Raw genomic sequence first — 22,436 nt, forward strand, 5'->3', positions numbered from 1 at the left:
AATAGGAATAATTTTGTTATTGTCAGCTTGCAAAAAAGGTGTTTTATCTTTCCTCTGGAGAAAGGTAAAACACCCTTTTATTCTCTAAATAAGAAGAGTATTTTGAATGATAACCTTATCTTTTCCTGTTTCTTTTGCCGTATACAAGGCTTTATCAGCACGCTTAAAAAGAGTATGATACGTATCATTACTTTGTTTATTCCAATAAGCAACCCCGCATGAAATGGTTACTGCTGGTTTAGAATTTCTCCTTACCTTTTTTACTAATCTTTCTGCAATAGTTACACCTAAAGAGAGAGGAACTCTAGGGAGGTAAATAGCTAATTCCTCTCCCCCCCATCTAGAGCCAATATCAGAACTTCGAATATTATCTTTTATAATATTCGCTACCTGAATAATAATATCATCGCCAATTTGATGACCATATGTGTCATTTATCAATTTAAAATCATCAATATCGATTAAAATAAACGTTCCTTCTTTATCTTCCAGTAAAGACATTTGGATTTTTTCATCCAAATAATTTCTTGAATATAATTTTGTTAAATGATCTGTAACAACCATTTTTTCTAATTCTTCTCTTAACAAAGAATTGGTTAAGGCAAGGGTAGAATGATGAATCAATGATTGTAATAGTTTAAATGTATCAAAAGAAAAATGATAGGCAGAAGGATGCATGACAATCGCAACCCCCTTTAATACACCTGTCTGCATCATTGGCACAGCCATAATGGATTTATATCGTGCTCCCTCAAGCTGCATACTAAAATCTCCTAGAAACAGAGAATCTTTCTCGATCTGAATTTTTTCTTTAACATATTTAATATATTGCTGTGATTCTTGATTAAAAAAGAAAGAGGAGCTCCCGGACAGCACTTTTGTAGAATTGTTTTCAAGTGAAAATAAGATAAATCCTACTTCTTTTGCATCAAAACTAGCAGATATTCTTTCACAAATATAGTTCATCATTTCATTTAAACGTAAATTGGAATTTAATTGATGAGAAGCCTCATTAATTAGTTGCAAATCAGTAACTAATTTTTTAGATTGTTGATATAACTGAGCATTTTCCAAAGCCCCTCCTGCTGTATTAGCTAATAAAGAAATAAATTCCACTTCGTTTTTCGGAAAGGAGATTGCATTCGGAACAATAATTTGCAAAACGCCATATACACCTTGTTTTCCTTTCAAAGGTGCATAGATAACCGAACTTTTTTCCCCTTTCAAGTTTTCGAATTGTAATTCAGCTGTAACATAAGCCTCCATTGCAGCCATATTTTCGCCATTGTATTCTAAGTCCTTAACTGGTAAATCTGTTGGACTATTGTTATCATGGGAAAGCAGAAGAAAATAATGATAGAATGGGTAAACTTCCTTTAAAGTGAAGATAACTTCTCTTAATACGTCTTCCATCATCATGGATGAATGAAACTTCTCCGTCACTTTAAATAACTGCTTGTATTTCTTTTTTTCTTTCATTGTATCCACAATATTCTGCATGTTTGTAAAAAAGATTCCAACTTCTTTACCTGCCATATCAAACAAAAGACTCTCTCCATGGGGGTCATCCAATAGTTCCTTCTTCATTTTAATTGCTAAAATATAATCAACTTGTTCTTTTTCCTTGTTCTTAAGTGCTAACAACATATAATCATGTACCGAATCATCTTTTATAGAAGTTCGAGAGAATTTATATTCACATAGAAAAGATATCTCTTCCTTCAGATAAACAGCCTGCTCCTTGCAATTCTTTATTACAGTTGAAGACACAATCGTCCAATTCGCATTCCATTCTTCGATAGAATATAAAGTTACTTCAACGGCACCAAGTACTTCTTGGATTGCTTCAAGTGCTGCTTGCATGATGATGCCGATGTTTTCATTTATCACTTTCATACTATATAAATCAAAAAAACGACTTTTTAACATTATTATTTTTTGGTGGCCAAGGAAGTCCATGTATTTATCACCTAATTCACCTAACTATTCTTTCTTTGATTATTTATTCCTATTTTTAGCTAGACAAAATAAACCAATATATTCCATCTCGTCGTAAATAAATTCCATCCATTTTAGTTATTCAATAATAAATATAGTTTTGGAATGCAATCGTAAACAAATTTCTGAGAAACAAACCACATAATTAAAAACAGGGAAATAATTTCTTTGAGGACGTAAACTAATAATGCTAAAAACAAAAACAGTTCTAATTACTTATAATATATACCTATTCAAACAGGAGGAATATTACTCATAAAAGCCTTCAAAGCATTACAACACAATAGGCTTTTCATGAAAATATGTATATGAACAAGTGATTTCTGGGAAATATCACCTAAATGTATAAATCTAGTTAAATTATACTAATTATATCATATTGGCAATAAATAGGTAGAAAAAAATATAAGTGATATTCTAAAATTTTTCCTGATAGTAACCTATCAGCAAATACTACTTGACTTTTCACCTATAAAAAACATATAATATTCTTTGTGTAAAATAGCGCAGCATATGTAAACACTTTTTGTCTTATTTTGTTCCTCAAATATTAATTTGATGGTGTATTGGGTAACCCTTGGCTGCTAGGGCGAAGGTACAGGAAGACAAAATAATCAAAAAGAAATGTTACATCTGTTTTTATTTTACCAAATAAAAACATGAAGGAGGAGTCAATTATGGCTCGTTATACAGGTCCAAGCTGGAAACTTTCTCGTCGTCTTGGTATTTCTTTAAGTGGAACAGGTAAGGAGTTAGATAAACGCCCTTACGCTCCAGGACAACACGGTCCAAACCAACGTAAAAAATTATCAGAATACGGTTTACAATTACAAGAAAAACAAAAACTTCGTCACATGTATGGTGTGAACGAACGTCAGTTCCGTAATCTTTTTGATATCGCAGGTAAAATGGCTGGTAAGCATGGTGAAAACTTCATGATCTTATTAGAAACTCGCCTAGATAACGTTGTTTACCGTTTAGGTTTAGCTCGTACTCGTCGTCAAGCACGTCAATTAGTTAACCATGGTCATATCTTAGTAGATGGCAAACGTCTTGATATCCCATCATACCGCGTTAAGGCTGGTCAAACTATCACTTTACGTGAAAAATCTCGCAACCTTGAAGTTGTTAAAGAAGCAGTAGAAGTAAATAACTTCGTACCTGATTTCTTAACTTTTGATGCAGATAAATTAGAAGGTACATTCACTCGTTTACCAGAACGTTCTGAATTACCAGCTGAAATTAACGAAGCTCTTATCGTTGAGTTCTACTCTCGTTAATAGAATTGCTAAAAAAAGTCCCTTTTTCCTTTTGGAAACAGGGCTTTTTTATGATATATTTCTTTTTCTAGTCACAATTGTTTTTTCCTCCCAAAGGAAAAAGTAGTTCTCCCCAATTAGTCTTCTCTTTCAATTTTGGTCTTTTCACTAAAATATTGTTTATATATAATCCCTCTTCATAAAAAAATGTCGCTACTTGCACTTGGTGAAAAAAAGGAAAGAATAAATCTTTTATTCTCATTTCTATATCCCTTGAATATTTAATATTCGGCAGGCTAATTTGAATAACAGTCTTTTCTCTTTTTTGTTGATATACAAGCCAATATTCATGGACAACCTGGTTTATTATTTGCTGAAATCCCCATTTTTCCTTCTTCTTTTCTTCCCTGCTAGTAAGACTTATTTTATCACCTAATATCTCTTGATTCTTAAATAGTTCTATTATACCGTCTTTTTGGAAATCCACACTCCATTCGGGGGAAACAAGATCTCCTGTTAGAATTGTCGGAAAGCAGTCCATTCGATCTTCTACTTTTGTTTGTTGATTTAAATAATCTATTATCGCCATATAGGATGACCGACTATCACATTGATTCACTTGCATGAGGATTTGTTCATATATATCCTGGCGTAAATTAATTAAAGTAACAACATTATTTTTCCACTTCACTTTATCAAAAAGCATTTGAAATTCCGGAATCACATAGCTGCTCTCAAAACGACTTAAAGGGTATTGAAAAGCGATGGAATAATGATCCTTTTCATAATACTTCATCATAAACATTCGCATTACAACATACTCTAAAAAAGGAGACGGTACATTTAAGACTTCACTGTTTAGTTTCATCGATTACACAGGAAAAGTAAGTCTATTACATCTTCCCGTTTCTCCCTCCTTCAACAATTGTTTATTTTAAGTATAAAACAATTTATTGGATAAACAGATTAGAAATGGAAAAAAATATATCTTTTTCACATTTTAGACAATATATTGTAACAAAATGTTGCCATTAAAAATGCAGGATAATGAAAAATAATTCCTCATTTCATTAAACACCATTATTTCTTTTCCAAAAAACCATCCTAAAAGTTACCTTTTAGGATGGTTGCCATTAAAACTTAATTAAATAATATTTTTTCTTGCCTCGTCGAATCACGGTAAACTGTCCTTCAATTCGATCTTCTTCAGTAAGTGCATAATCTAGTTCCTGTTTGCGCTCTCCATTAATATAGACAGCACCATTTGTTATATCTTCGCGCGCTTGTCTTTTTGAGGATACAATACCAGCAGCCACTAGTATATCAACAAGCAGAGCTTCTCCTTCTGTATGTTCATATGTTGGCACATCTTTAAAGCCTTGTTTGATTTCTTCTGCCGTTAAATTTTTTATGTCTCCACTAAAAAGCGCTGCCGTTATTTTTTGTGCCTGTTCTAGTGCAGCTTCTCCATGAATTAATTTCGTCATCTCTTCCGCTAATGTTTTTTGTGCTTTGCGGAGATGAGCCTCTTCTTGCACAGATTTTTCTAATTCCTCAATTTCCTCTTTAGAAAGGAAAGTAAAGAATTTTAGATACTTAATCACATCAGCATCTGCTGTGTTAATCCAAAATTGATAAAATTCATAAGGAGTGGTTTTTTCAGGATCTAACCAAATAGCACCACTTTCCGTTTTACCAAACTTAGTACCATCTGCCTTTGTCACAAGCGGAATGGTTAAACCAAACGCCTTAGCCCCTTCTGACATGTTCTTTCTAATTAATTCTAATCCTGTGGTAATATTTCCCCATTGGTCGCTTCCGCCAATTTGCAATTTACAATCATGATGTTCATATAAATGTAAAAAGTCTAATGCTTGTAAAATTGTATACGTGAATTCAGTAAAGGAAATTCCTGTTTCTAAACGATTAGCAATGGTATCTTTTGCTAACATATAATTTATTCCAATGTGTTTTCCATAATCACGTAAGAATGTAACAATATCCATTTTCCCTGCCCAATCATAGTTATTGACCATAATTGCAGCATTTGTTCCCTCAAAATCAAAGATTCTTTCCAATTGTCCTTGCAAGCATTTCACATTATAGCCAATAACATCTAATGTTTGCAGCTTTCTTTCTTCGCTTTTTCCACTCGGATCCCCAATTAAACCTGTTGCGCCACCTACTAATACAATAGGACGATGTCCTGCGTTTTGAAAACGTCTTAACGTTAAAAACGGTAATAGATGTCCAATATGCATGCTATCAGCAGTAGGGTCTACTCCACAGTATAAACTAGTCATTTCTTTTTCTAATTGTTCTTTCAAGCCTGCTTCATCTGTCTGTTGGTAAATAATACCTCTCCATTGAAGATCTTCTAGTAAATTCATGTATATTCCTCCATTTTAAAGTAAAATATCCTTGTCCTATTTTTCGTTATTGATTAAATAACACAAAAAGTCCCTGCATCTAATATGCAGGGACGCCAAATCAGCGCGGTACCACCCATAACTTGAGAAAATAGATTCTCCACTTCATTAGAATAACGGTCCACGCCGTTCACTGCTACTAATTTAAAATAACTTTCCCAGTGAAAGCTCCAGGAGGTAATTCATTCTTTTATTTATGCCATTTTGCACCGACCAATGGCTCTCTGTTTATAGTGATAAAAGAACTACTTCTTCCCTTCAAAGCAATAACGAATCAATATATAGTTAGTTTATTTTTATCACATAAAAGCTGTTAATGTCAAACAATTATTCGAAGAAACAGGAAAAATATCGAACTCTGTCTATATTCCCCTCTCCTTTATGCTATAATGTATGTGATTTTAGGGGGAATGATACCATGAACGAAAGGCCGAAGTGGAAAAATGCTTTAAACCATTTTAAAAACTTCTTCACCAATAAACGAACACTGAAAGGAGCCCGTTTAACTTATGAAGTAACATGGAATGTGACTTTGCTCTTTATCATCATTACTGTGGTAGGGGGTGCATTTGGGCTCGGAATTGGTGCAGGATACTTTGCATCACTTGTTAAGGATGAGCCAATCCGTCCTTACACAACTATGCAGAAAGATATTTATAATTACGAAGAAACTTCAGAGCTATTCTTTGCTAACAATGAGTATTTAGGAAAAGTGCCTACAGACCTTGAGAGGGAAGAAGTAAAAATTAAAGATGTTTCTCCCTATTTAAAAGATGCTGTTATTGCTACTGAAGATGAAAATTTCTACACTCATAACGGAGTAGTTCCAAAAGCAATCTTCCGTGCATTATTTCAAGAAGTAGCTAACTCTTCAACGCAATCTGGTGGAAGTACGTTAACACAACAGTTAATAAAGAATCAAATTTTAACTAACGAAGTCTCTTTTGAACGAAAAGCAAAAGAAATTCTCCTAGCACTGAGGCTAGAGAAATTCTTTGAGAAGGATGAAATATTGGAAGCTTACTTAAATGTTTCAACCTTAGGAAGAAATTCATCTGGCAGAAACATTGCAGGTGTACAGTCTGCAGCAAATGGTATATTTGGTGTAGATGCAAAGGATTTAACTTTGCCTCAAGCTGCATTTATCGCAGGGCTTCCACAAAGTCCATTTGGTTACACTCCTTTTACGCAAGAAGGAAAATTAAAAAAGAATTTAGAACCAGGTTTAAATCGCATGAAAACAGTTTTAAACCGAATGTATGACCAAAAGAAAATCTCTAAACAAGAATATGATACTGCCATGAAGTACGACATAACAAAGGATTTTATCGGACCGCAAAAAAATCCAATTGAAGATTATCCGGCGGTAATGATTGAAATCCAACAAAGAAGCATAGAAATTATTGCCGAATTGTTAGCAAAAGAAGATGGATATACAAAAGAAGACTTACAAGAAGACGATGTATTAGCAGAACAATATACTACACTTGCTGACCGTCAAATCCACCAAAATGGATACAAAATTCATAGTACTATTAATAAGAAAATCTATGATATTCAACAAAAGACAGTCAAAAACTTCTCTCTTTTTGGACCAGATAAAAAACAACAAGTGATTGATCCAGAAACAAAAGAAAAAGTTACTATTATGGAACCTGTAGAAACTGGAGCCATTCTAATTGAAAACAAAACGGGGGCTATCATAAGCTTTGTTGGAGGGCGTGATTATAATCGAGAAGCAACAAATCATGCCACACGCAGTGTCAGACCAAATGGTTCCACAATGAAACCACTTTTAGTTTATGGTCCAGCAATTGAACTGGGAACATTATCTCCTGGAAGTGTTTTACCAGACGTTCCATTAAGATTAAATCCTAGTAAACCAGGGAGTATTTGGCCAAACAACTATGACTCGCGATTTCATGGTTTAGTAACAGCAAGATATGCACTACAGCAATCATACAATGTTCCAGCAGTAAAAGCATATATTGATATATTGCCACAGAAACCAATTAAATTCTTAGAAAAAATGGGCGTTTCGTCATTAACTCCTGCTGACGCTTCAAACAGGGCTACTGCTATCGGCGGACTGGAGGATGGTATTACTGTTGAAGAAAATACCAATGCCTTTTCTACCTTTGCTAATAGTGGGAAATTTATCGATGCTTATATGATTGACAAGATTGAAGATAAAGATGGCAATGTTATTTATCAGCATGATGTAAAACCTGTCGATGTATTTAGCCCACAAACCGCATACTTAACATTAGACATGATGAGAGATGTGATGAATCGCGGAACAGCCGCTGCCGTAAACAGCCGCCTAAAATTTAATTCTGACTGGGCAGGTAAGACCGGAACAGCCCAAAACTTTACAGATTCTTGGTTAGTTGCGACAAATCCAAATGTAACTTTTGGAGTTTGGACAGGTTATGATACACCAAAATCTTTAGAAACATCTGGTTTATCATACAGTAAACGTAATAACTACTTGTGGGCAGATTTACTAAATGCTGCATATGACGTTGCACCTGATCTTGTAGCCCCGTCCAAAAGCTTCAAGATGCCTGGTGGAATCGTAAGACAATCTGTATGTTCTATTTCTGGACTACTGCCTTCTGAAGGGTGCTCAAAAGCCGGATTAGTGACAACTGATTTATTCAAGTCAGGAACGGTTCCATCTAAGAGGGACGACAGTTTAGTTGCAGGTAAATATGTAAAAATCGGTGATAAGAAATACATGGCTTTAGATTCTACTCCAAGTGAATTCGCTGAACCAGGATTAATGCTAAATCCAGACTATATCGAAAAGCTATTTGGTATTCGTATCAGCGATCCAAGTATTCTGAGCGAGAACAATCAAAAGCTTAAAAATCTTATCATTCCAAGCAATAAAATTGAAGAGAATGGGAAGACTCCTAGTCCACTAAAAATCAATCTTAAAGGTGACACTATTACATGGAGCAAGCATAGCGAAAAAGATGTAATTGGTTACCGGGTCTATAAAAATGGCAAAAAAGTAAAGAGTTTAAAAACAGCAAATACGTTAAGCTTTAAAGGTGGTAATGGAAAATATATCGTTAAAGCAGTTGATATTGCTGGTAAAGAATCAAAGGCATCAAATGAAGTGGTAATTGGCAATTCGCAAGAAAAACAAAAGGATCAAACTGAGCAGGAAAATCAAGAAAAACAAAAAGATCAAACGAAACAGGAAAATCAAGAAAAACAAAAGGATCAATCTAAACAGGAAAATCAAGAAAAAAAGACGAGCACTAAAGAGCAAACAGCGAACAAGCCAAATAATGACAAACCCAAAGACGACAAGCCAACAGAAAATAACCAGCAAAACAATAAAGAACAAACAGAAAAGCCTGATAAAAAGACAGAAAATAATTAACTCCAATAAGGTTAGAACATAAGTATTTCAATCAAATATAACCTCAAACAATTATACGTACACACTAAAAAGTATTTGTATAATTGTTTGAGGTTTTTATTTATTTTAAGAAAGAAGGTTTGTGGTAATACCCCGCAGACTAAAATACATTTCGCTATCCATAAGATGAGCGCTAAGCCTCCTTGCTTCGTTAGTTCCTGCGGGAAGCCAGAACAAGCTTTAGCCTCCACACGCTAAAGCTTGTTCCCCGGCGCATCGAGTGTCTGTAATAGAATGACTTGGTTTCGCCACTAAATTCTTTATCCATTAAATATTTTATTCCAGCCACTTTCCTCGTTTCCTTTTTTTTCTTCAACAAAAAAGACCAAAACTGGATGTACAATCCAGTTTTGGTCTTTTCCGTATCTGAACTTATTTTGTAGATTTTCGAGATTCTATACGGTGTGGAAGTGTAACAATATGATCTTCTACTGTTTCTTTATTCATATATTTAGTAAGCAATCTCATAGCCACAGCACCGATATCATACAATGGTTGTACAACAGTTGTTAGTTGCGGGCGAACCATTAATGTTAATTTTGTATTATCAGAGGTAACAATTTCAAAATCCTCAGGAACTTTATAGCCTTTGTCTTCTGCTCCATGAATGACACCTAGCGCCATTTCATCTGAGCCAACAAAGATTGCCGTTGGTTTATTATCACCTTCGATTAATTTATCGAAAGCTTCCATACCAGATTCATAGCTATAATCTCCTTCAACAACTAAAGACTCATTAAATTCGATTCCAGCTGCTTCTAATGCCTTTTTATAACCGCCTAATTTCTCATTTTTGTTGATTGGTTCTTCTAAGGATCCAAGGACAATTCCAATAGACTTATGGCCCTTTTCAACAAAGCTAGTTACTACATCATACGTAGCTTGCGCATAATCAATGTTAACAGAAGAAATCTTTTTGCTTTCTTCGATACTAGCCGCAAGCACAATTGGTACAGGAGACTTTTCAAATTCAGTAACATGTTCCTCAGTTATATTGCCACCCATAAATACAATACCATCCACTTGTTTGCCTAACATGGTATTTAATAAGTGCAGCTCTTTATCTTTATTTTGATCAGAGTTACTTAAAATAATATTATATTTATACATTGTAGCAATATCCTCAATTCCTCTTGCTAATTCCGCAAAGAATGTGCTTGAGATATCAGGGATAATTACTCCAACTGTAGTGGTTTTCTTACTTGCTAGCCCTCTTGCTACAGCATTTGGACGATATCCTAATCGATCAATAACTTCTAATACCTTTTTTCTTGTTGTTGGCTTAACGTTTGGATTTCCATTAACAACACGGGAAACGGTTGCCATAGAAACACTAGCTTCTCTTGCGACATCATATATTGTGATATTCATTGTGATTTTTGCACTCCTTTTAGTCGAACTATTTCTTTCTATTATTTTATGGCAAGAAGCTACTTTCTTAATCATAAAAGATTCCCAATTTAGCTAATCTTGTCTAATTATGTACTAATGATACGATATAGCAGGAAAACCCGCAATGACAAGCTTTCATTTTTTTTCAAAAAAAACGACTTTTTTTCGCTTTTTTAGCAAAAAAATTTTTTTATTAAACATTCTTCCATTCAGTTTACCATAAAATGATGAAAAATATAAATGAATTTGTCATACTATCAAATTCTTATTAAAAAAAGTATTTCTATAAAAAAACTCGTAAGTGTTTCTAAACACTTACGAGGCATTTATCATATTTTTATGCATTTACATATGGTGTAGCTTGTAACGCACGGTAAAATTCATCGAATTGCTCAATATCCATTTGCTGTGCTGAATCAGATAATGCGACAGCAGGATCTGGATGAACTTCTGCCATTACTCCATCTGCCCCAATTGCTAAAGCTGCTTTCGCACAAGGTAATAATAAATCCTTTCTTCCAGTTGAATGTGTTACATCAACAAAGACAGGAAGATGTGTTTCTTGTTTTAAAATTGGAACAGCAGAAATATCTAATGTGTTTCTTGTTGCCCGTTCATACGTACGAATACCACGTTCACAGAGGATAATCTGATCGTTTCCTTGTGACATTATATATTCTGCAGCATTGATAAATTCTTCAATGGTTGCCGCTAAACCACGTTTTAATAGAATCGGTTTTTTTACACTTCCTGCAGCTTTTAACAGCTCAAAGTTCTGCATATTACGAGCACCAATTTGAATAACATCAATATAATCTAACGCCGTTTCAATGTGTTCCGTACTAACAATTTCACTAATTACTGCTAAATCGTATTCATCTGCCACTCTTTTTAAGATTTTCAAGCCTTCTACACCAAGTCCTTGGAAATCATATGGAGATGTTCTTGGCTTAAACGCGCCACCACGAAGAAGCTTTAACCCTTTAGCTTGTACGGACGCTGCCACTTGAGCAACTTGTTCATATGATTCTACTGAGCATGGCCCAAACACAAATTTAGGTGTACCGTCACCAATTTTTGTTCCTTTTATATCAACAATAGTATCCTCTGCTTTTTTCTTACGAGATACTAATAACGCTTTACTGTCATCTTCTTGTTGTAATTGTAAGCCCATTTTGAAAATTTGCTTAAACAAATGTGAAATTGTCCCATTATCAAATGGTCCATCATTTTTATTTAAAATATGATCGAGCATTTTTCTCTCGCGAACAGGATCATATCGATGTGCACCGTGGGTAACTTTTGTTTGGGCTATTTTTTGCACAAGGCTTGCCCGCTCATTAATTTTTTCTAAAATTTCTAAATTTAATTCATCCACTCGATTACGTAATTCTTCTAATTCCTTATTACTCACAATCATCTCATCCCTTCATTAAAAGCACAAATCCATGTAATTTCCTTTACACTATTTGCTTAGATTCTTTATACAAATGCAAAAATATGTTACATTTCTCTTAATTGGGTTAATTATAAATCATATTTATCCCATTGTCACTAATTTTATTTAATGCTTAAACGCTTTTAAGTGTTAAAGCATTAATTTTTGTTAAGAAGTTAGATAATTGTTTCCTATAATCTATTTTATTTTTTTATAAACAATCTTTAAATAAAAAGAAGGTGTTTTCTATGCAAAAACATGAAAAACTATTTGCATTAGATATTGGTACTCGATCAGTTGTCGGAATTATCTTGGAAAAAAAAGAGGAAAGTTATCATGTAGCTGATTTATTATCCATCGAACATACAGAAAGAGCTATGTTAGATGGTCAAATACATGATGTGTTAGCTGTTTCCAAAATTATCAAAGAAATAAAAGATCAGTTAGAAATCAAACATGGACCTTTAGAAAAAGTGAGTGTCGCGGCTGCTGGAAGAGCCTTAAAAACAGAACGGGCTTCTTATGAAATGAATATAGAAAGAAAGCCGCTCATTACAAAAGAAGATATTTTACATATGGAGTTAACAGCTGTACAGCAGGCACAAAGCTCTGTCGCAGAAAAAAACGAGCGAGATAAAAGCCAATTTTATTATTGTGTGGGCTATTCCGTACTTCAATACTCTTTAGATGATCAAGCTATGGGTAGCTTAATTGATCAGCAAGGATCAATAGCGAAGGTAGAAATTATCGCAACTTTTTTGCCTAAAGTAGTTGTTGAATCATTAATCGCTGCCTTGCATCGAGCAAATTTAGAAATGCAGGCATTGACGTTAGAGCCAATTGCTGCCATTAATGTCCTAATTCCTCCATCTATGAGAAGATTAAATGTAGCTTTAGTAGACATTGGAGCAGGAACATCAGATATAGCCATAACCGATACGGGGACCGTTATTGCCTACGGGATGGTACCTGTCGCTGGAGATGAAATAACAGAAGCAATCAGCGATGCATATTTATTAGACTTTCCATTAGCCGAACAAGCCAAAAGAGAATTATCTCAAAAAGATCAGATTTCTATTTCTGATATTCTTGGCTTTACAACGGAATTGCATAAGGAAGAAGTAATTAAGGAAATTGAACCTGCTTTAGATAAATTAGCAGATACGATTTGCCGGGAGATTCTTTTACTAAACAATCATAAATCGCCTAAAGCAGTAATGCTTGTTGGTGGCGGAAGCCAAACGCCAGCTTTACAACAAAAAATGGCAGAAATGCTTAATCTGCCTTCTAACCGGGTTGCCATCAGAGGCATTGATGCAATTACTCATCTTACCTTTGAGGAAAATTTCCATTTAGGGCCGGAGCTTGTTACACCTGTTGGAATTGCTATCGCTGCTGAAAAATCACCAGTCCAATATAAAACGGTTTATATAAATGAGCAGCCAGTAAGACTATTTGAAGTAAATAAATTGACCGTCGGGGATTGTATTTTAGCCTCTGGCATTCGAATGAACCAATTATACGGAAAGCCAGGTAATGCAATGATTGTTACACTCAATAATCAAAAAATTACCATACCCGGAAGTCATGGTGAGGGACCCACTATTTTTAGAAAAGATGTCCCATGCTCTTTAGAAGATACAGTAGAAGATGGCGAAACATTAACGGTTTATCGTGGGAAAGATGGAGAACAAGCCAAAGTTCAAATAAAGGACTTACTAGATGCGGAACCTGACAAAGAAATAAAGATCAATAATAAAAGCTACACGCTTCATACCAAAATTCTTTGCAATGGGAACCCTGTTTCTGCTGAACATCCGATTGCTGACAAAGATATTATTGAATACCGAGCAGACACTACTATTCAAGAAGCTCTTGAGTCGCTTCATTTAACGAATTTAATGGAGGAGTTAAGACCTTTCCATCTGTTGATTAACGGTAAAGAGACGATCCTTCCTGCTTTCTCTGGGAAGATTGTAAAAAATGGACTTCCTTGCCGATTAAACCAATTGCTTAGTCACAAAGATGAAGTTATCCTGGAAAAAAGAAAAACACCAACTGTTCAAGAATTAGCCGAAAGAAAACAAATTTTAATGTATCAAGTGCTTCCAGTTTATTTTAATGACAAAAAGATTACACTTACAAAGCAGCTAGCACAAATACAAAGAAGAGGACAAATCCTCCAAATGGAAGATCTTTTATTCAGCGGGGATGATATTCGTATAGAACAGAAACCATTTGAAGGCTTTTTATTTCAGGACTTATTTGCATTTGTTGATATCAATATGCCACAAAGCGGCGGAGGAACTTTTCAACTATTGCGTAATGGTGAACAAGCTACATTCTTAACCCCTATAGAAAAAGGGGATAAATTATCGATTGTTTGGCCAGCTAAAACGAAAAGCTCTTCTATAAATAATTAATATTTTACATAAAAAAGGAATTCAGAATATACTCCTTCTGAATTCCTTTTTTATCGAATGTTTATAACTTATTTTCTTCACTAACTTGTTGTAAAGAAGCTGCGGTAATCTGCCCGTGAGATGCATGCCAAACAATATTATTATGAACAAAAAGCAATGCTTGTGGTGATTCATGTCTTACTTCATATTTTTCAGCAATATAATTAGATACATCTCTTGCATCTTGCACAGTTAAATAATAAGTATCAACAGCATTATTTTTCCCTTCATATTGCTTATATTCATCGAAAGCACTTGCACTAATTGGACATGTTACACTATGTTTAACCAGCCAAAAAGCATCTTTATTCTGAACTAACTCTTCGAACTTTTCGATAGTTTCTATTTTTTCCATTCTTAAAAAATCATCCTTTATCTATTTATTTATCATAAACATATAAAAAAACAGTCTATATACCGTTTCCTTCTTGCATTGTTCTAAAAGACTTGGCTCTCATTGAACGCAGAAAGCAATGTGTATATAGACTGGATACTTTATCTCACTTTTATACAAAATAATGATTAATGGTTATACTTACTTTCTGTTTCATCAAATGCACGTTTGGTTTCTTCTAACTTTTGCTGAATTTCATCAAACTCAGCGTTTTTTAAGCTTGAACTTAAATCAGATGCTTCTTCTTTCAGCTCATCAAAACGGGCTGACATATTCTCTTGCCCTTTTGTATTTTTTACTTTATCCATAATTTCAGCAGACGTTTTAGTAACAGTATTACTAATTTTGCCTGTTTTGTCTTTAGCAATAGAAATAAACTCTGATCCTTTTTCTTTTACCGTATCAGTTAACTCAATTCCTTTTTCCTTGAGCATGCCAGCTTGTCCGTTTAAATCATGAAGCAGTTCTCTTCCAGGCTTTGGTGCAAGAAATAAAGCAGTTGCCGCACCGACAACCCCACCTACTATAGCACCTAATAGAAAATCCTTTGAACTTGAGCTTTCATTTGCATGGATTATTTCTTGTTCTCGCTTCATCGTAACATCCTCCTTTAATTACTTCTTACTCGTGTTCGGCTTTGTTCAGCCTTCTTAGCTCTCCATTGATCTCTAATATTCATAAACACCTTGCTATATTGAACAATTTGAGCTATTTTATCTTGATTTTTTACAAGGGTGTTTTCCACATTATTTGTAATCGCTTGAACCGATTGATTAAACCCTTGTACACTCGTACCAACATCTTTTACTGCATCAACCACAGAATTTAAACTTTCAGATTTCTGTTGAATATCTGCAGCTAAATCATTCGTTTTTTGCAATAAAATAGTTGTTTCTCTTGTGACACCATCCAGTTGCCTTTCTAACCCGACAAGTGTTTTAGAAACACTATCCAGTGTAGTATGTAATGACTTCAATGTTCTCGCAACATAAATGACAAGAATCGTAAACGCAATAGCTATTAAAGCTACACTTAAGTATAAAAGATTTACCATATTTATCGCACCTCCACTTTATTGGTCTTTTCCCAGATTCGCGTTTGCTAAAACCTTAGTTTTATTATAATTGGAAAAACTTTCAGAAACAAATGATTCTTTAGCAAGAGTAAACCTACATTCGAAGCAAGTAATTTCTTCTCCCTATTTTTCTATTTTGAGTTTTTTTATTTAAGGAAAAAATATTTTCGGGTACAATAAGAGAGTTATCACATTTTTTTAAATTTTGGAGGTACATATGAAGGATCCACGAATTGATCAACTAGCAAAAAATTTAATTAATTATTCCATTCGCTTACAAAAAGGCGAAAAAGTTCTTATTGAAAACTTTGGACTTCAAAAGGAACTTGTAAAAGCGCTTGTGCGTGAAGCATATGCAGCTGGTGGTTATCCTTTTGTTTCACTGAAAGATAATGATATTAATCGCTCCTTGCTTTTAGGCGCTCAAACAGAACAATATGAAATGATGGCCCAATTCGAAGCAAATGTCATGAGTAATATGGACGCGTACATTGGGCTTCGAGCTGGTGATAACATTAATGAGCTTGCAGACGTTCCTGCAGAACAAATGAAAATTGAAGGTGCAACCATTGGCAAAAAGGTACATAGAGAAATTCGTGTACCAAACACAAAATGGGTAGTTCTTCGTTATCCAAGCCCATCTATGGCCCAGCTTGCGAGAATGAGCACCGATGCATTTGAAGATTTTTATTTCAACGTGTGTAACCTAGATTATGGAAAAATGGATAAAGCAATGGATAATCTAGTAGAATTAATGAATCGCACGGACAAAGTTCGCTTAACTGGTCCTGGCACTGACCTAACTTTCTCTATTAAAGATATTCCGGCAATCAAATGCTCTGGTCAAATGAATATTCCTGACGGCGAGGTTTATACTGCACCTGTACGTGATTCTATTAATGGTGTACTAACCTATAATACACCTTCGCCTTATCAAGGATTCACTTTTGAAAATGTCAGCCTGAAGTTTGAAAACGGAAAAATTGTCGAAGCAACATCTAATGACTCCGAAAGATTAAATAAAATTTTAGATACAGATGAAGGTGCTCGTTATATTGGCGAATTCGCTATTGGAGTAAATCCGTATATTCTACATCCAATGCAAGATATCTTATTCGATGAAAAAATCGATGGAAGTTTCCACTTTACACCGGGTCAAGCCTATGATGATGCTTATAACGGCAATGATTCCAATATCCACTGGGATATGGTAAATATTCAACGCCCTGATTATGGTGGTGGGGAAATCTACTTTGATGATGTACTCATAAGAAAAGATGGTAAATTTGTTATTCCAGAATTAGAAGTATTAAATCCAGAAAATTTAAAGTAAACTAGAAAAAGGAGATCAGAATATTTTCATTCTGATCTCCTTTTTCAATTTATGATTTGTTTTGATCTATTCTTTATGCTCTTCTCAAGCTGTTACCAGACTCATCCAAGTCAGTTGGCCATTTTCTTTAAGTTCACGGATCCACAAGTAAACAAGGCCTGCATAGATAATTTTTTATGTCCCTTTAAAGGTGTCCATCGTATGCCATGCTTTTCTTTTGCATCAGGAACAAGTTGATCTAAAGCAATCATTTCTAATTGGTCTCTTTGAATAACTGTTTGGAAAGCATAATTTCACCTCTAAAAAATATCTATCTACATTTTAAAACCAAGAGCAGTTAAAATTCTAGACTAACATGATGAAACCAGGTTGATCGGAGCCGAAGGGGCGAGACTCCTATGGGAGATACGAGAAAGTCCGAGCGTATGCAACAAAGCGGCTCGGCACTCATGGATAGCGAACCCCTGTAGCGGAAGTCAACATCCCTATTAGAAGGAGTCACAAAAAAAGACCATAGACAAAACCTCAAATTTAAAAGAGTTTGTCTACAGTCTGAAGGAATCTGAATGTAAATTCTGATCCCTTTTTATTACCCTAATGTTTTTTCATAAGCACTTTGATATTTTTGAATATCTCCTGCACCCATAAACAAGATTACACTATTATCATGTTTTTTCAGAGAAGAAACTGTCTCTTCTGAAATAATTTTGCTTCCAGGTACCTTATCAGCTAAATCTGTAATACTTAGCTTTCCGTGATTCTCACGTGCAGAACCAAATATATCACATAGATAAGTAGAATCAGCTAAATTTAAGCTATCTGCAAATTCTTGAAGAAATGCTTGAGTACGAGAGAATGTATGTGGCTGGAATACAGCAACAATTTCTCTATCAGGATACTTTTGACGAGCAGCCTCCACCGTTGCTTTTATTTCGGTCGGATGGTGAGCATAATCATCGATAATAACCTGTGTACCAATTGTCTTTTCTGTAAATCTTCGTTTTACTCCTTCAAATGTCATTAAGCGTTCTTTAACGATTTCTGCATCTAGTTCCTCATAATGACTAAGCGTAATAACAGCTAAAGCATTTAAGATATTATGGTCCCCAAATGTCGGAATGGAGAAGGTGTTGTAATACGTATTACGTACATAAACTTCAAAAGTTGTACCTTCAGTTGTTTTTTCCACATTCCTCGCTTGGAAATCATTCTCATCTCCAAAACCATAAAATACAACTGGCACTTTTGCTTGAATCTTTTGTAAATGTTCGTCATCCCCGCAAGCAAAAATTCCTTTTTTAACTTGCCATGCCATCTCTTGAAAGGCAGAAAAAACATCTTCCACATTGGCAAAATAATCTGGATGATCAAAATCAATATTGGTCATCAATGCATAATCAGGGAAATAGGATAAGAAATGTCTGCGATATTCACATGCTTCAAAAGCAAAATATTCTGCTCCAGTTACCCCTTTCCCCGTACCATCACCAATTAAATATGCTGTAGGCTTTGCCCCCTTCATTACATGGGAAAGCAAACCAGTTGTAGATGTCTTTCCATGTGCTCCAGTTACAGCTATACTTGTAAATTGCTTCATAAAATCTCCAAGGAAACGATGGTATCGAATCACTGGAAGACCCAGCTTTACTGCTTCTTCTACTTCCTCATGTGTATCCGGAAATGCATTTCCTACAATAACATTCATTCCTGGTTGAACATTTTCACGTTGAAAAGGAAGAATTTTTATTCCAGCTTGTTCTAAAGCAATCTGAGTGAAAAATCTTTTATCCACATCAGAGCCTTGTACCTCAAAACCCATATCATGTAAAATTTGTGCTAACGCACTCATACCCGACCCTTTTATACCTACGAAGTGGTAAATAGTCATATAAAGAACCTCCAACTACGCATATCTTTTAACAGTATATGATATCCTCATTCAATTTGCTCATTGCATTTATGTATGCAACTTTGTTCACTTTATTTTTCTCATTCCATTAATTATTCATGTTTCTACAATACATTAACTTTTTTTTCCTTTTTTTATTTCACATTTATACATTATACCATCTTTCATGATGAAAAACTACGGAACAATATAATTCCAATCTATGGAAGCATTTTACGAAGTAATCCTTTCTCCGATTATTCGTTTTCCTGTAATAACAGCAATTCACTTTCTGTTATTAATACGTCTCTAGGCTTTGTTCCTCTAGCTTCTGATATAAATCCCTGCTTTTCCATCATATCAATTAATCTCGCTGCTCGATTATATCCTATTTTGAATTTCCTTTGCAGACTAGATGTAGACGCTCCACCCTGTTCAATAATAAATTCACAAGCTTCGTAAAATAATTCATCTTCTTCTTCAGACATTTGAACTTTTTTTAACAGGTCTTCTTGTTCAAATAAATATTCTGGTTTTCTTTCTTTCCTAACATGTGCCACTACCTGATCAATTTCTTCATCTGATACAAATGTACCTTGCAATCGAACGGGCTTTGATGTTCCATTTTCTAAAAATAGCATATCCCCTTTACCCAAAAGCTTCTCGGCACCACTAATATCGATGACGGTACGTGAATCAATTTGAGAGGAAACAGAAAACGCAATTCGTGTTGGAACATTTGCCTTAATTAATCCTGTAATAACATCAACTGATGGTCTTTGTGTAGCAATTAATAGGTGAATCCCGCACGCCCTTGCCTTTTGAGCTATTCTACTAATCGCTTCTTCTACATCCGCAGGTGCCATCATCATTAAATCTGCTAACTCATCAATTACGATCACTAAATATGGCAATTTCTCACTATACCTTTTATGCTCTTCTGCTAATTGATTATATTTTGTAATATCTCTAACACCAGCATGTGCTAATAGCTCATATCTTCTTTCCATCTCTTCGACAGCCCATTTTAGTGCAGCAGTTGCCGTCTTTACATCTGTAATAACAGGACTTGCTAAATGGGGAACATAATTATATGGAGCTAATTCAACCATTTTAGGATCTACTAATAAGAGCTTCAATTCCTCTGGTTTTGCTTTGTATAGTAAGCTCACAAGCATTGTATTAATACACACACTTTTTCCAGATCCAGTCGCTCCAGCTATTAATCCATGTGGCATTTTGCGTAAATCTGTAACGATTGGTTTTCCTGAAATATCCAATCCCATTGCTACCGTTAAGGGAGAGGCTGAACTTTTAAATTCTTCACTTTCCAAAATCTCTCTTATAAGTACAGGTCGACTTTTTTGGTTTGGGACTTCAATTCCTACTGTATGCTTTCCAGGAATTGGCGCCTCAATTCTGATATCTTTTGCAGCCAAACTTAATTTTAAGTCATCAGAAAGATTGGTAATTTTGCTAACCTTAACTCCTGGTTCTGGTTGTACCTCATAACGTGTTACAGAAGGTCCTTGTGTAACATTTACCACCTTTGCATGAACATTGAAATTGGTAAATGTATCGTTTAAGAGCATAGTCTGCTCTTCAATCCAACCATCCTTTTCTATTTGCAAAATGGGTGGATTCAATAAATTTTCTTCGGGAAAAACGTAATAAGGTAAGTCATTTTGTTCCTCATCTTCTTTTTCTATCATAGAGGGAACTACTACTTCTGCCTGCGACTGTGGCTTTGGCTCCTCACATATTTTTTTCTCGACTTGTTGATTTGCCAATCGTTTTCTGTCTTTATTCAGCATCAACACATTAAAAGGTAAAGGACCTTTACGAGAAATTGTCTTCTTCTCCTCTATTTTCGCCTGGGAGGCTTCTTCCTTTTTTTCTACTACTAATTCTTCATCATTTTCCTGATAAACTTCTTCTACTACTTCCGCTTCTTCAAACTTTAACAATGATTGATTATTATCAAGTTCTTGGTCTTCTATTAAACTTTCTACCTGCTCATTTACTTCCTTTTCTGCTTCCCTGGCAAAAACGCTTAGAGAAGCAACATTCTCTATCTCTAATGCACTATCAGCTCTAGAAGTTATTTCTTCAGCGAAATATTCCTCAGCTTTTATAGAAAAAGATGTATCTTGCTCCATTATCCTGTCCACTGTTACCGTTTCTTGCGCAACAGCTGTCTCAGCTTTATGCAGTTCAACTGTCTCCACATGAATTTCGCCATGTTGTTGTCCAGCTTCTTGCGTTTCTGCTGACTCTATGTTACGTTCCGCTTCTTGAAGTTCTGCTACTTCCACATTCTTTTCCGCTTCTTGTAGTTCAGATGATTCTACATTTCTTTCCTCTTCTTGCGGTTCTGCTGCTTCTACATTCCTCTCTGCTTTTTGTGATTCAGCTATCTCCACATTCTGTCGAACTTCTTGTGATTCAACCACCTCATCATTCATTCCAACAAATGTTAGTAGTTCTTCATTGCCTCTTGTTTTGTTCTGTTCTTTCTGGTTAATCCTCGCTTCTTTCGAAATTTCAACTTTTTTTTCTATTATTGGTCGTGATTCCGTAGTCCTTATCGCTTTCCTTTCTGGACGGTTATATCCATATATCGGAGAAACAACTTCTGTAGGTTTGAAAGGACGATTAGTACTATATGTATTCGATACTTTTTCTTCCTTCTGATCGCTTTTCGTCTGTTCTGCATATGGTCGTTTAAATGGTTGATCGTTTTCACGTCTATTCTCTTGGAAGGCTTGCCTAGGTTCCCTTCTTTTCCTTCTATCCATCTCTTTCTTATCATCTATCTCTTCATCAGGAATTAGTGGAAAGCGAAAGTTCCCTTTCGGATATTGATAAATAATCTTTGAATCTATCTCTTTCTTCCATGCCGTAGACTCCATTTTCGGTTGCTGTTCTGCTTCAACCGATTCTTCAACTTGGTTCAGCTCCTCTTCTTCACTAGCAAACTGTTTAAATACTTTTTTGAACCAATTCACACGTAATCACTCTTTCTTTCCAATCTCATTACTATTTTAACAGTTATGTTCAGAATTTCGAGCACTATTTTTTAACAACTCTCCCTTTCCCTCTTTAGCAGAAGGTTAAACAAAGATAAATTCCCTCTTTGTTTTTTTAAATTGCCAACGCTCCAACAACTCTGGTTCTATAACTAGATACATTTATATATAGCAATTAAAAAAGAGACACTTTTTGAAAGTTTGTATATCCTAATTGCCTCTTTCATTAAGTCTCTCTTTTTTTCAGGTTAAAACAGGGAACTTATAGAAACATTCTAGCTTTTCAATCTACATAATTGTTAT

At 34.9% G+C, this 22,436-nt stretch carries 15 protein-coding genes and 1 other annotated feature; of the genes, 4 read left to right on the forward strand and 11 right to left on the reverse strand.

Translation table 11 applies throughout. The features are described from left to right. Window positions 1-84 precede the first annotated feature (84 nt). Window positions 85-1,959: a sensor domain-containing diguanylate cyclase gene (locus tag BCI01S_RS11320; protein WP_061798752.1), complete on the reverse strand. Its 1,875-nt coding sequence runs from the start codon at window positions 1,957-1,959 to the stop codon at window positions 85-87. 716 nt (window positions 1,960-2,675) lie between these two features. Here BCI01S_RS11320 and rpsD point away from each other — a divergent pair. Then, complete coding sequence (rpsD, locus tag BCI01S_RS11325; RefSeq protein WP_047941829.1) at window positions 2,676-3,278, forward strand: 30S ribosomal protein S4; 603 nt, start codon at window positions 2,676-2,678, stop codon at window positions 3,276-3,278. A 67-nt stretch (window positions 3,279-3,345) separates the two neighbouring features. Here the strand turns inward: rpsD and BCI01S_RS11330 are convergent, their stop codons facing one another. Beyond that, the gene (locus BCI01S_RS11330; RefSeq protein ID WP_141232337.1) at window positions 3,346-4,068 is read right to left on the reverse strand and encodes a hypothetical protein; all 723 of its coding nucleotides are present in this window, start codon (window positions 4,066-4,068) and stop codon (window positions 3,346-3,348) included. Between the two features lie 322 nt (window positions 4,069-4,390). After that, on the reverse strand, window positions 4,391-5,647 hold the full coding sequence (tyrS, locus tag BCI01S_RS11335; RefSeq protein ID WP_061798754.1) for a tyrosine--tRNA ligase: 1,257 nt from the start codon (window positions 5,645-5,647) through the stop codon (window positions 4,391-4,393). Between the two features lie 85 nt (window positions 5,648-5,732). Then, window positions 5,733-5,957, reverse strand: a binding site (T-box leader). A 147-nt stretch (window positions 5,958-6,104) separates the two neighbouring features. Here tyrS and BCI01S_RS11340 point away from each other — a divergent pair. Beyond that, the gene (locus BCI01S_RS11340) at window positions 6,105-9,083 is read left to right on the forward strand and encodes a transglycosylase domain-containing protein (protein ID WP_061798755.1); all 2,979 of its coding nucleotides are present in this window, start codon (window positions 6,105-6,107) and stop codon (window positions 9,081-9,083) included. A 411-nt stretch (window positions 9,084-9,494) separates the two neighbouring features. Here the strand turns inward: BCI01S_RS11340 and ccpA are convergent, their stop codons facing one another. Further along, window positions 9,495-10,493: a catabolite control protein A gene (gene ccpA, locus BCI01S_RS11345; RefSeq protein ID WP_047944490.1), complete on the reverse strand. Its 999-nt coding sequence runs from the start codon at window positions 10,491-10,493 to the stop codon at window positions 9,495-9,497. A 358-nt stretch (window positions 10,494-10,851) separates the two neighbouring features. Next, complete coding sequence (locus tag BCI01S_RS11350; protein WP_047944526.1) at window positions 10,852-11,928, reverse strand: bifunctional 3-deoxy-7-phosphoheptulonate synthase/chorismate mutase; 1,077 nt, start codon at window positions 11,926-11,928, stop codon at window positions 10,852-10,854. A 272-nt stretch (window positions 11,929-12,200) separates the two neighbouring features. Between BCI01S_RS11350 and pilM the strand changes: the two genes are divergently transcribed. Next, window positions 12,201-14,375 carry a cell division protein FtsA gene (pilM, locus tag BCI01S_RS11355; protein WP_047944491.1) on the forward strand — a complete coding sequence of 725 codons (2,175 nt, stop codon included), beginning with the start codon at window positions 12,201-12,203 and terminating at the stop codon, window positions 14,373-14,375. Window positions 14,376-14,436: 61 nt separating this feature from the next. Here pilM and ytxJ read toward each other — a convergent pair whose 3' ends face one another. The 3 genes from ytxJ to BCI01S_RS11370 all read right to left on the reverse strand — a co-directional run bounded on the left by ytxJ (window position 14,437) and on the right by BCI01S_RS11370 (window position 15,862). Beyond that, window positions 14,437-14,769 carry a bacillithiol system redox-active protein YtxJ gene (ytxJ, locus tag BCI01S_RS11360; RefSeq protein WP_047944492.1) on the reverse strand — a complete coding sequence of 111 codons (333 nt, stop codon included), beginning with the start codon at window positions 14,767-14,769 and terminating at the stop codon, window positions 14,437-14,439. Window positions 14,770-14,936: 167 nt separating this feature from the next. Beyond that, window positions 14,937-15,404 (reverse strand): YtxH domain-containing protein, encoded by a 468-nt coding sequence (locus tag BCI01S_RS11365; RefSeq protein WP_047944493.1) that lies wholly within the window; start codon window positions 15,402-15,404, stop codon window positions 14,937-14,939. A 14-nt stretch (window positions 15,405-15,418) separates the two neighbouring features. Beyond that, window positions 15,419-15,862 carry a DUF948 domain-containing protein gene (locus BCI01S_RS11370; RefSeq protein ID WP_047944494.1) on the reverse strand — a complete coding sequence of 148 codons (444 nt, stop codon included), beginning with the start codon at window positions 15,860-15,862 and terminating at the stop codon, window positions 15,419-15,421. Window positions 15,863-16,100: 238 nt separating this feature from the next. On the opposite strand from BCI01S_RS11370, the gene BCI01S_RS11375 reads away from it, so the two are divergent. Continuing rightward, window positions 16,101-17,216 carry an aminopeptidase gene (locus tag BCI01S_RS11375; protein WP_047944495.1) on the forward strand — a complete coding sequence of 372 codons (1,116 nt, stop codon included), beginning with the start codon at window positions 16,101-16,103 and terminating at the stop codon, window positions 17,214-17,216. A 110-nt stretch (window positions 17,217-17,326) separates the two neighbouring features. On the opposite strand, the gene BCI01S_RS24740 is transcribed toward BCI01S_RS11375, so the two are convergent. From BCI01S_RS24740 to BCI01S_RS11385, 3 genes are all read right to left on the reverse strand, one after another. Then, on the reverse strand, window positions 17,327-17,467 hold the full coding sequence (locus BCI01S_RS24740) for a transposase (protein WP_082810048.1): 141 nt from the start codon (window positions 17,465-17,467) through the stop codon (window positions 17,327-17,329). A gap of 338 nt (window positions 17,468-17,805) precedes the next feature. Beyond that, a complete protein-coding gene (gene murC / locus BCI01S_RS11380) occupies window positions 17,806-19,104 on the reverse strand; it encodes a UDP-N-acetylmuramate--L-alanine ligase (protein ID WP_047944496.1) in 1,299 nt (432 codons plus the stop codon). Between the two features lie 257 nt (window positions 19,105-19,361). Beyond that, window positions 19,362-22,112, reverse strand: a complete 2,751-nt coding sequence (locus BCI01S_RS11385; RefSeq protein WP_061798758.1) for a DNA translocase FtsK — start codon at window positions 22,110-22,112, stop codon at window positions 19,362-19,364. Between the last annotated feature and the right edge of the window lie 324 nt (window positions 22,113-22,436).

This window comes from Niallia circulans NBRC 13626 (assembly GCF_001591585.1).
Lineage (GTDB): Bacteria > Bacillota > Bacilli > Bacillales > Cytobacillaceae > Niallia > Niallia circulans.

Coding starts and splice junctions, on each gene's coding strand:
- BCI01S_RS11320 (WP_061798752.1), bottom strand. CDS start 1,959: ATGGACTTCCTTGGCCACCAAAAAATAATAATGTTAAAAAGTCGTTTT.
- rpsD (WP_047941829.1), top strand. CDS start 2,676: ATGGCTCGTTATACAGGTCCAAGCTGGAAACTTTCTCGTCGTCTTGGT.
- BCI01S_RS11330 (WP_141232337.1), bottom strand. CDS start 4,068: ATGCGAATGTTTATGATGAAGTATTATGAAAAGGATCATTATTCCATC.
- tyrS (WP_061798754.1), bottom strand. CDS start 5,647: ATGAATTTACTAGAAGATCTTCAATGGAGAGGTATTATTTACCAACAG.
- BCI01S_RS11340 (WP_061798755.1), top strand. CDS start 6,105: ATGAACGAAAGGCCGAAGTGGAAAAATGCTTTAAACCATTTTAAAAAC.
- ccpA (WP_047944490.1), bottom strand. CDS start 10,493: ATGAATATCACAATATATGATGTCGCAAGAGAAGCTAGTGTTTCTATG.
- pilM (WP_047944491.1), top strand. CDS start 12,201: ATGCAAAAACATGAAAAACTATTTGCATTAGATATTGGTACTCGATCA.
- ytxJ (WP_047944492.1), bottom strand. CDS start 14,769: ATGGAAAAAATAGAAACTATCGAAAAGTTCGAAGAGTTAGTTCAGAAT.
- BCI01S_RS11365 (WP_047944493.1), bottom strand. CDS start 15,404: ATGAAGCGAGAACAAGAAATAATCCATGCAAATGAAAGCTCAAGTTCA.
- BCI01S_RS11370 (WP_047944494.1), bottom strand. CDS start 15,862: ATGGTAAATCTTTTATACTTAAGTGTAGCTTTAATAGCTATTGCGTTT.
- BCI01S_RS11375 (WP_047944495.1), top strand. CDS start 16,101: ATGAAGGATCCACGAATTGATCAACTAGCAAAAAATTTAATTAATTAT.
- BCI01S_RS24740 (WP_082810048.1), bottom strand. CDS start 17,467: ATGATTGCTTTAGATCAACTTGTTCCTGATGCAAAAGAAAAGCATGGC.
- murC (WP_047944496.1), bottom strand. CDS start 19,104: ATGACTATTTACCACTTCGTAGGTATAAAAGGGTCGGGTATGAGTGCG.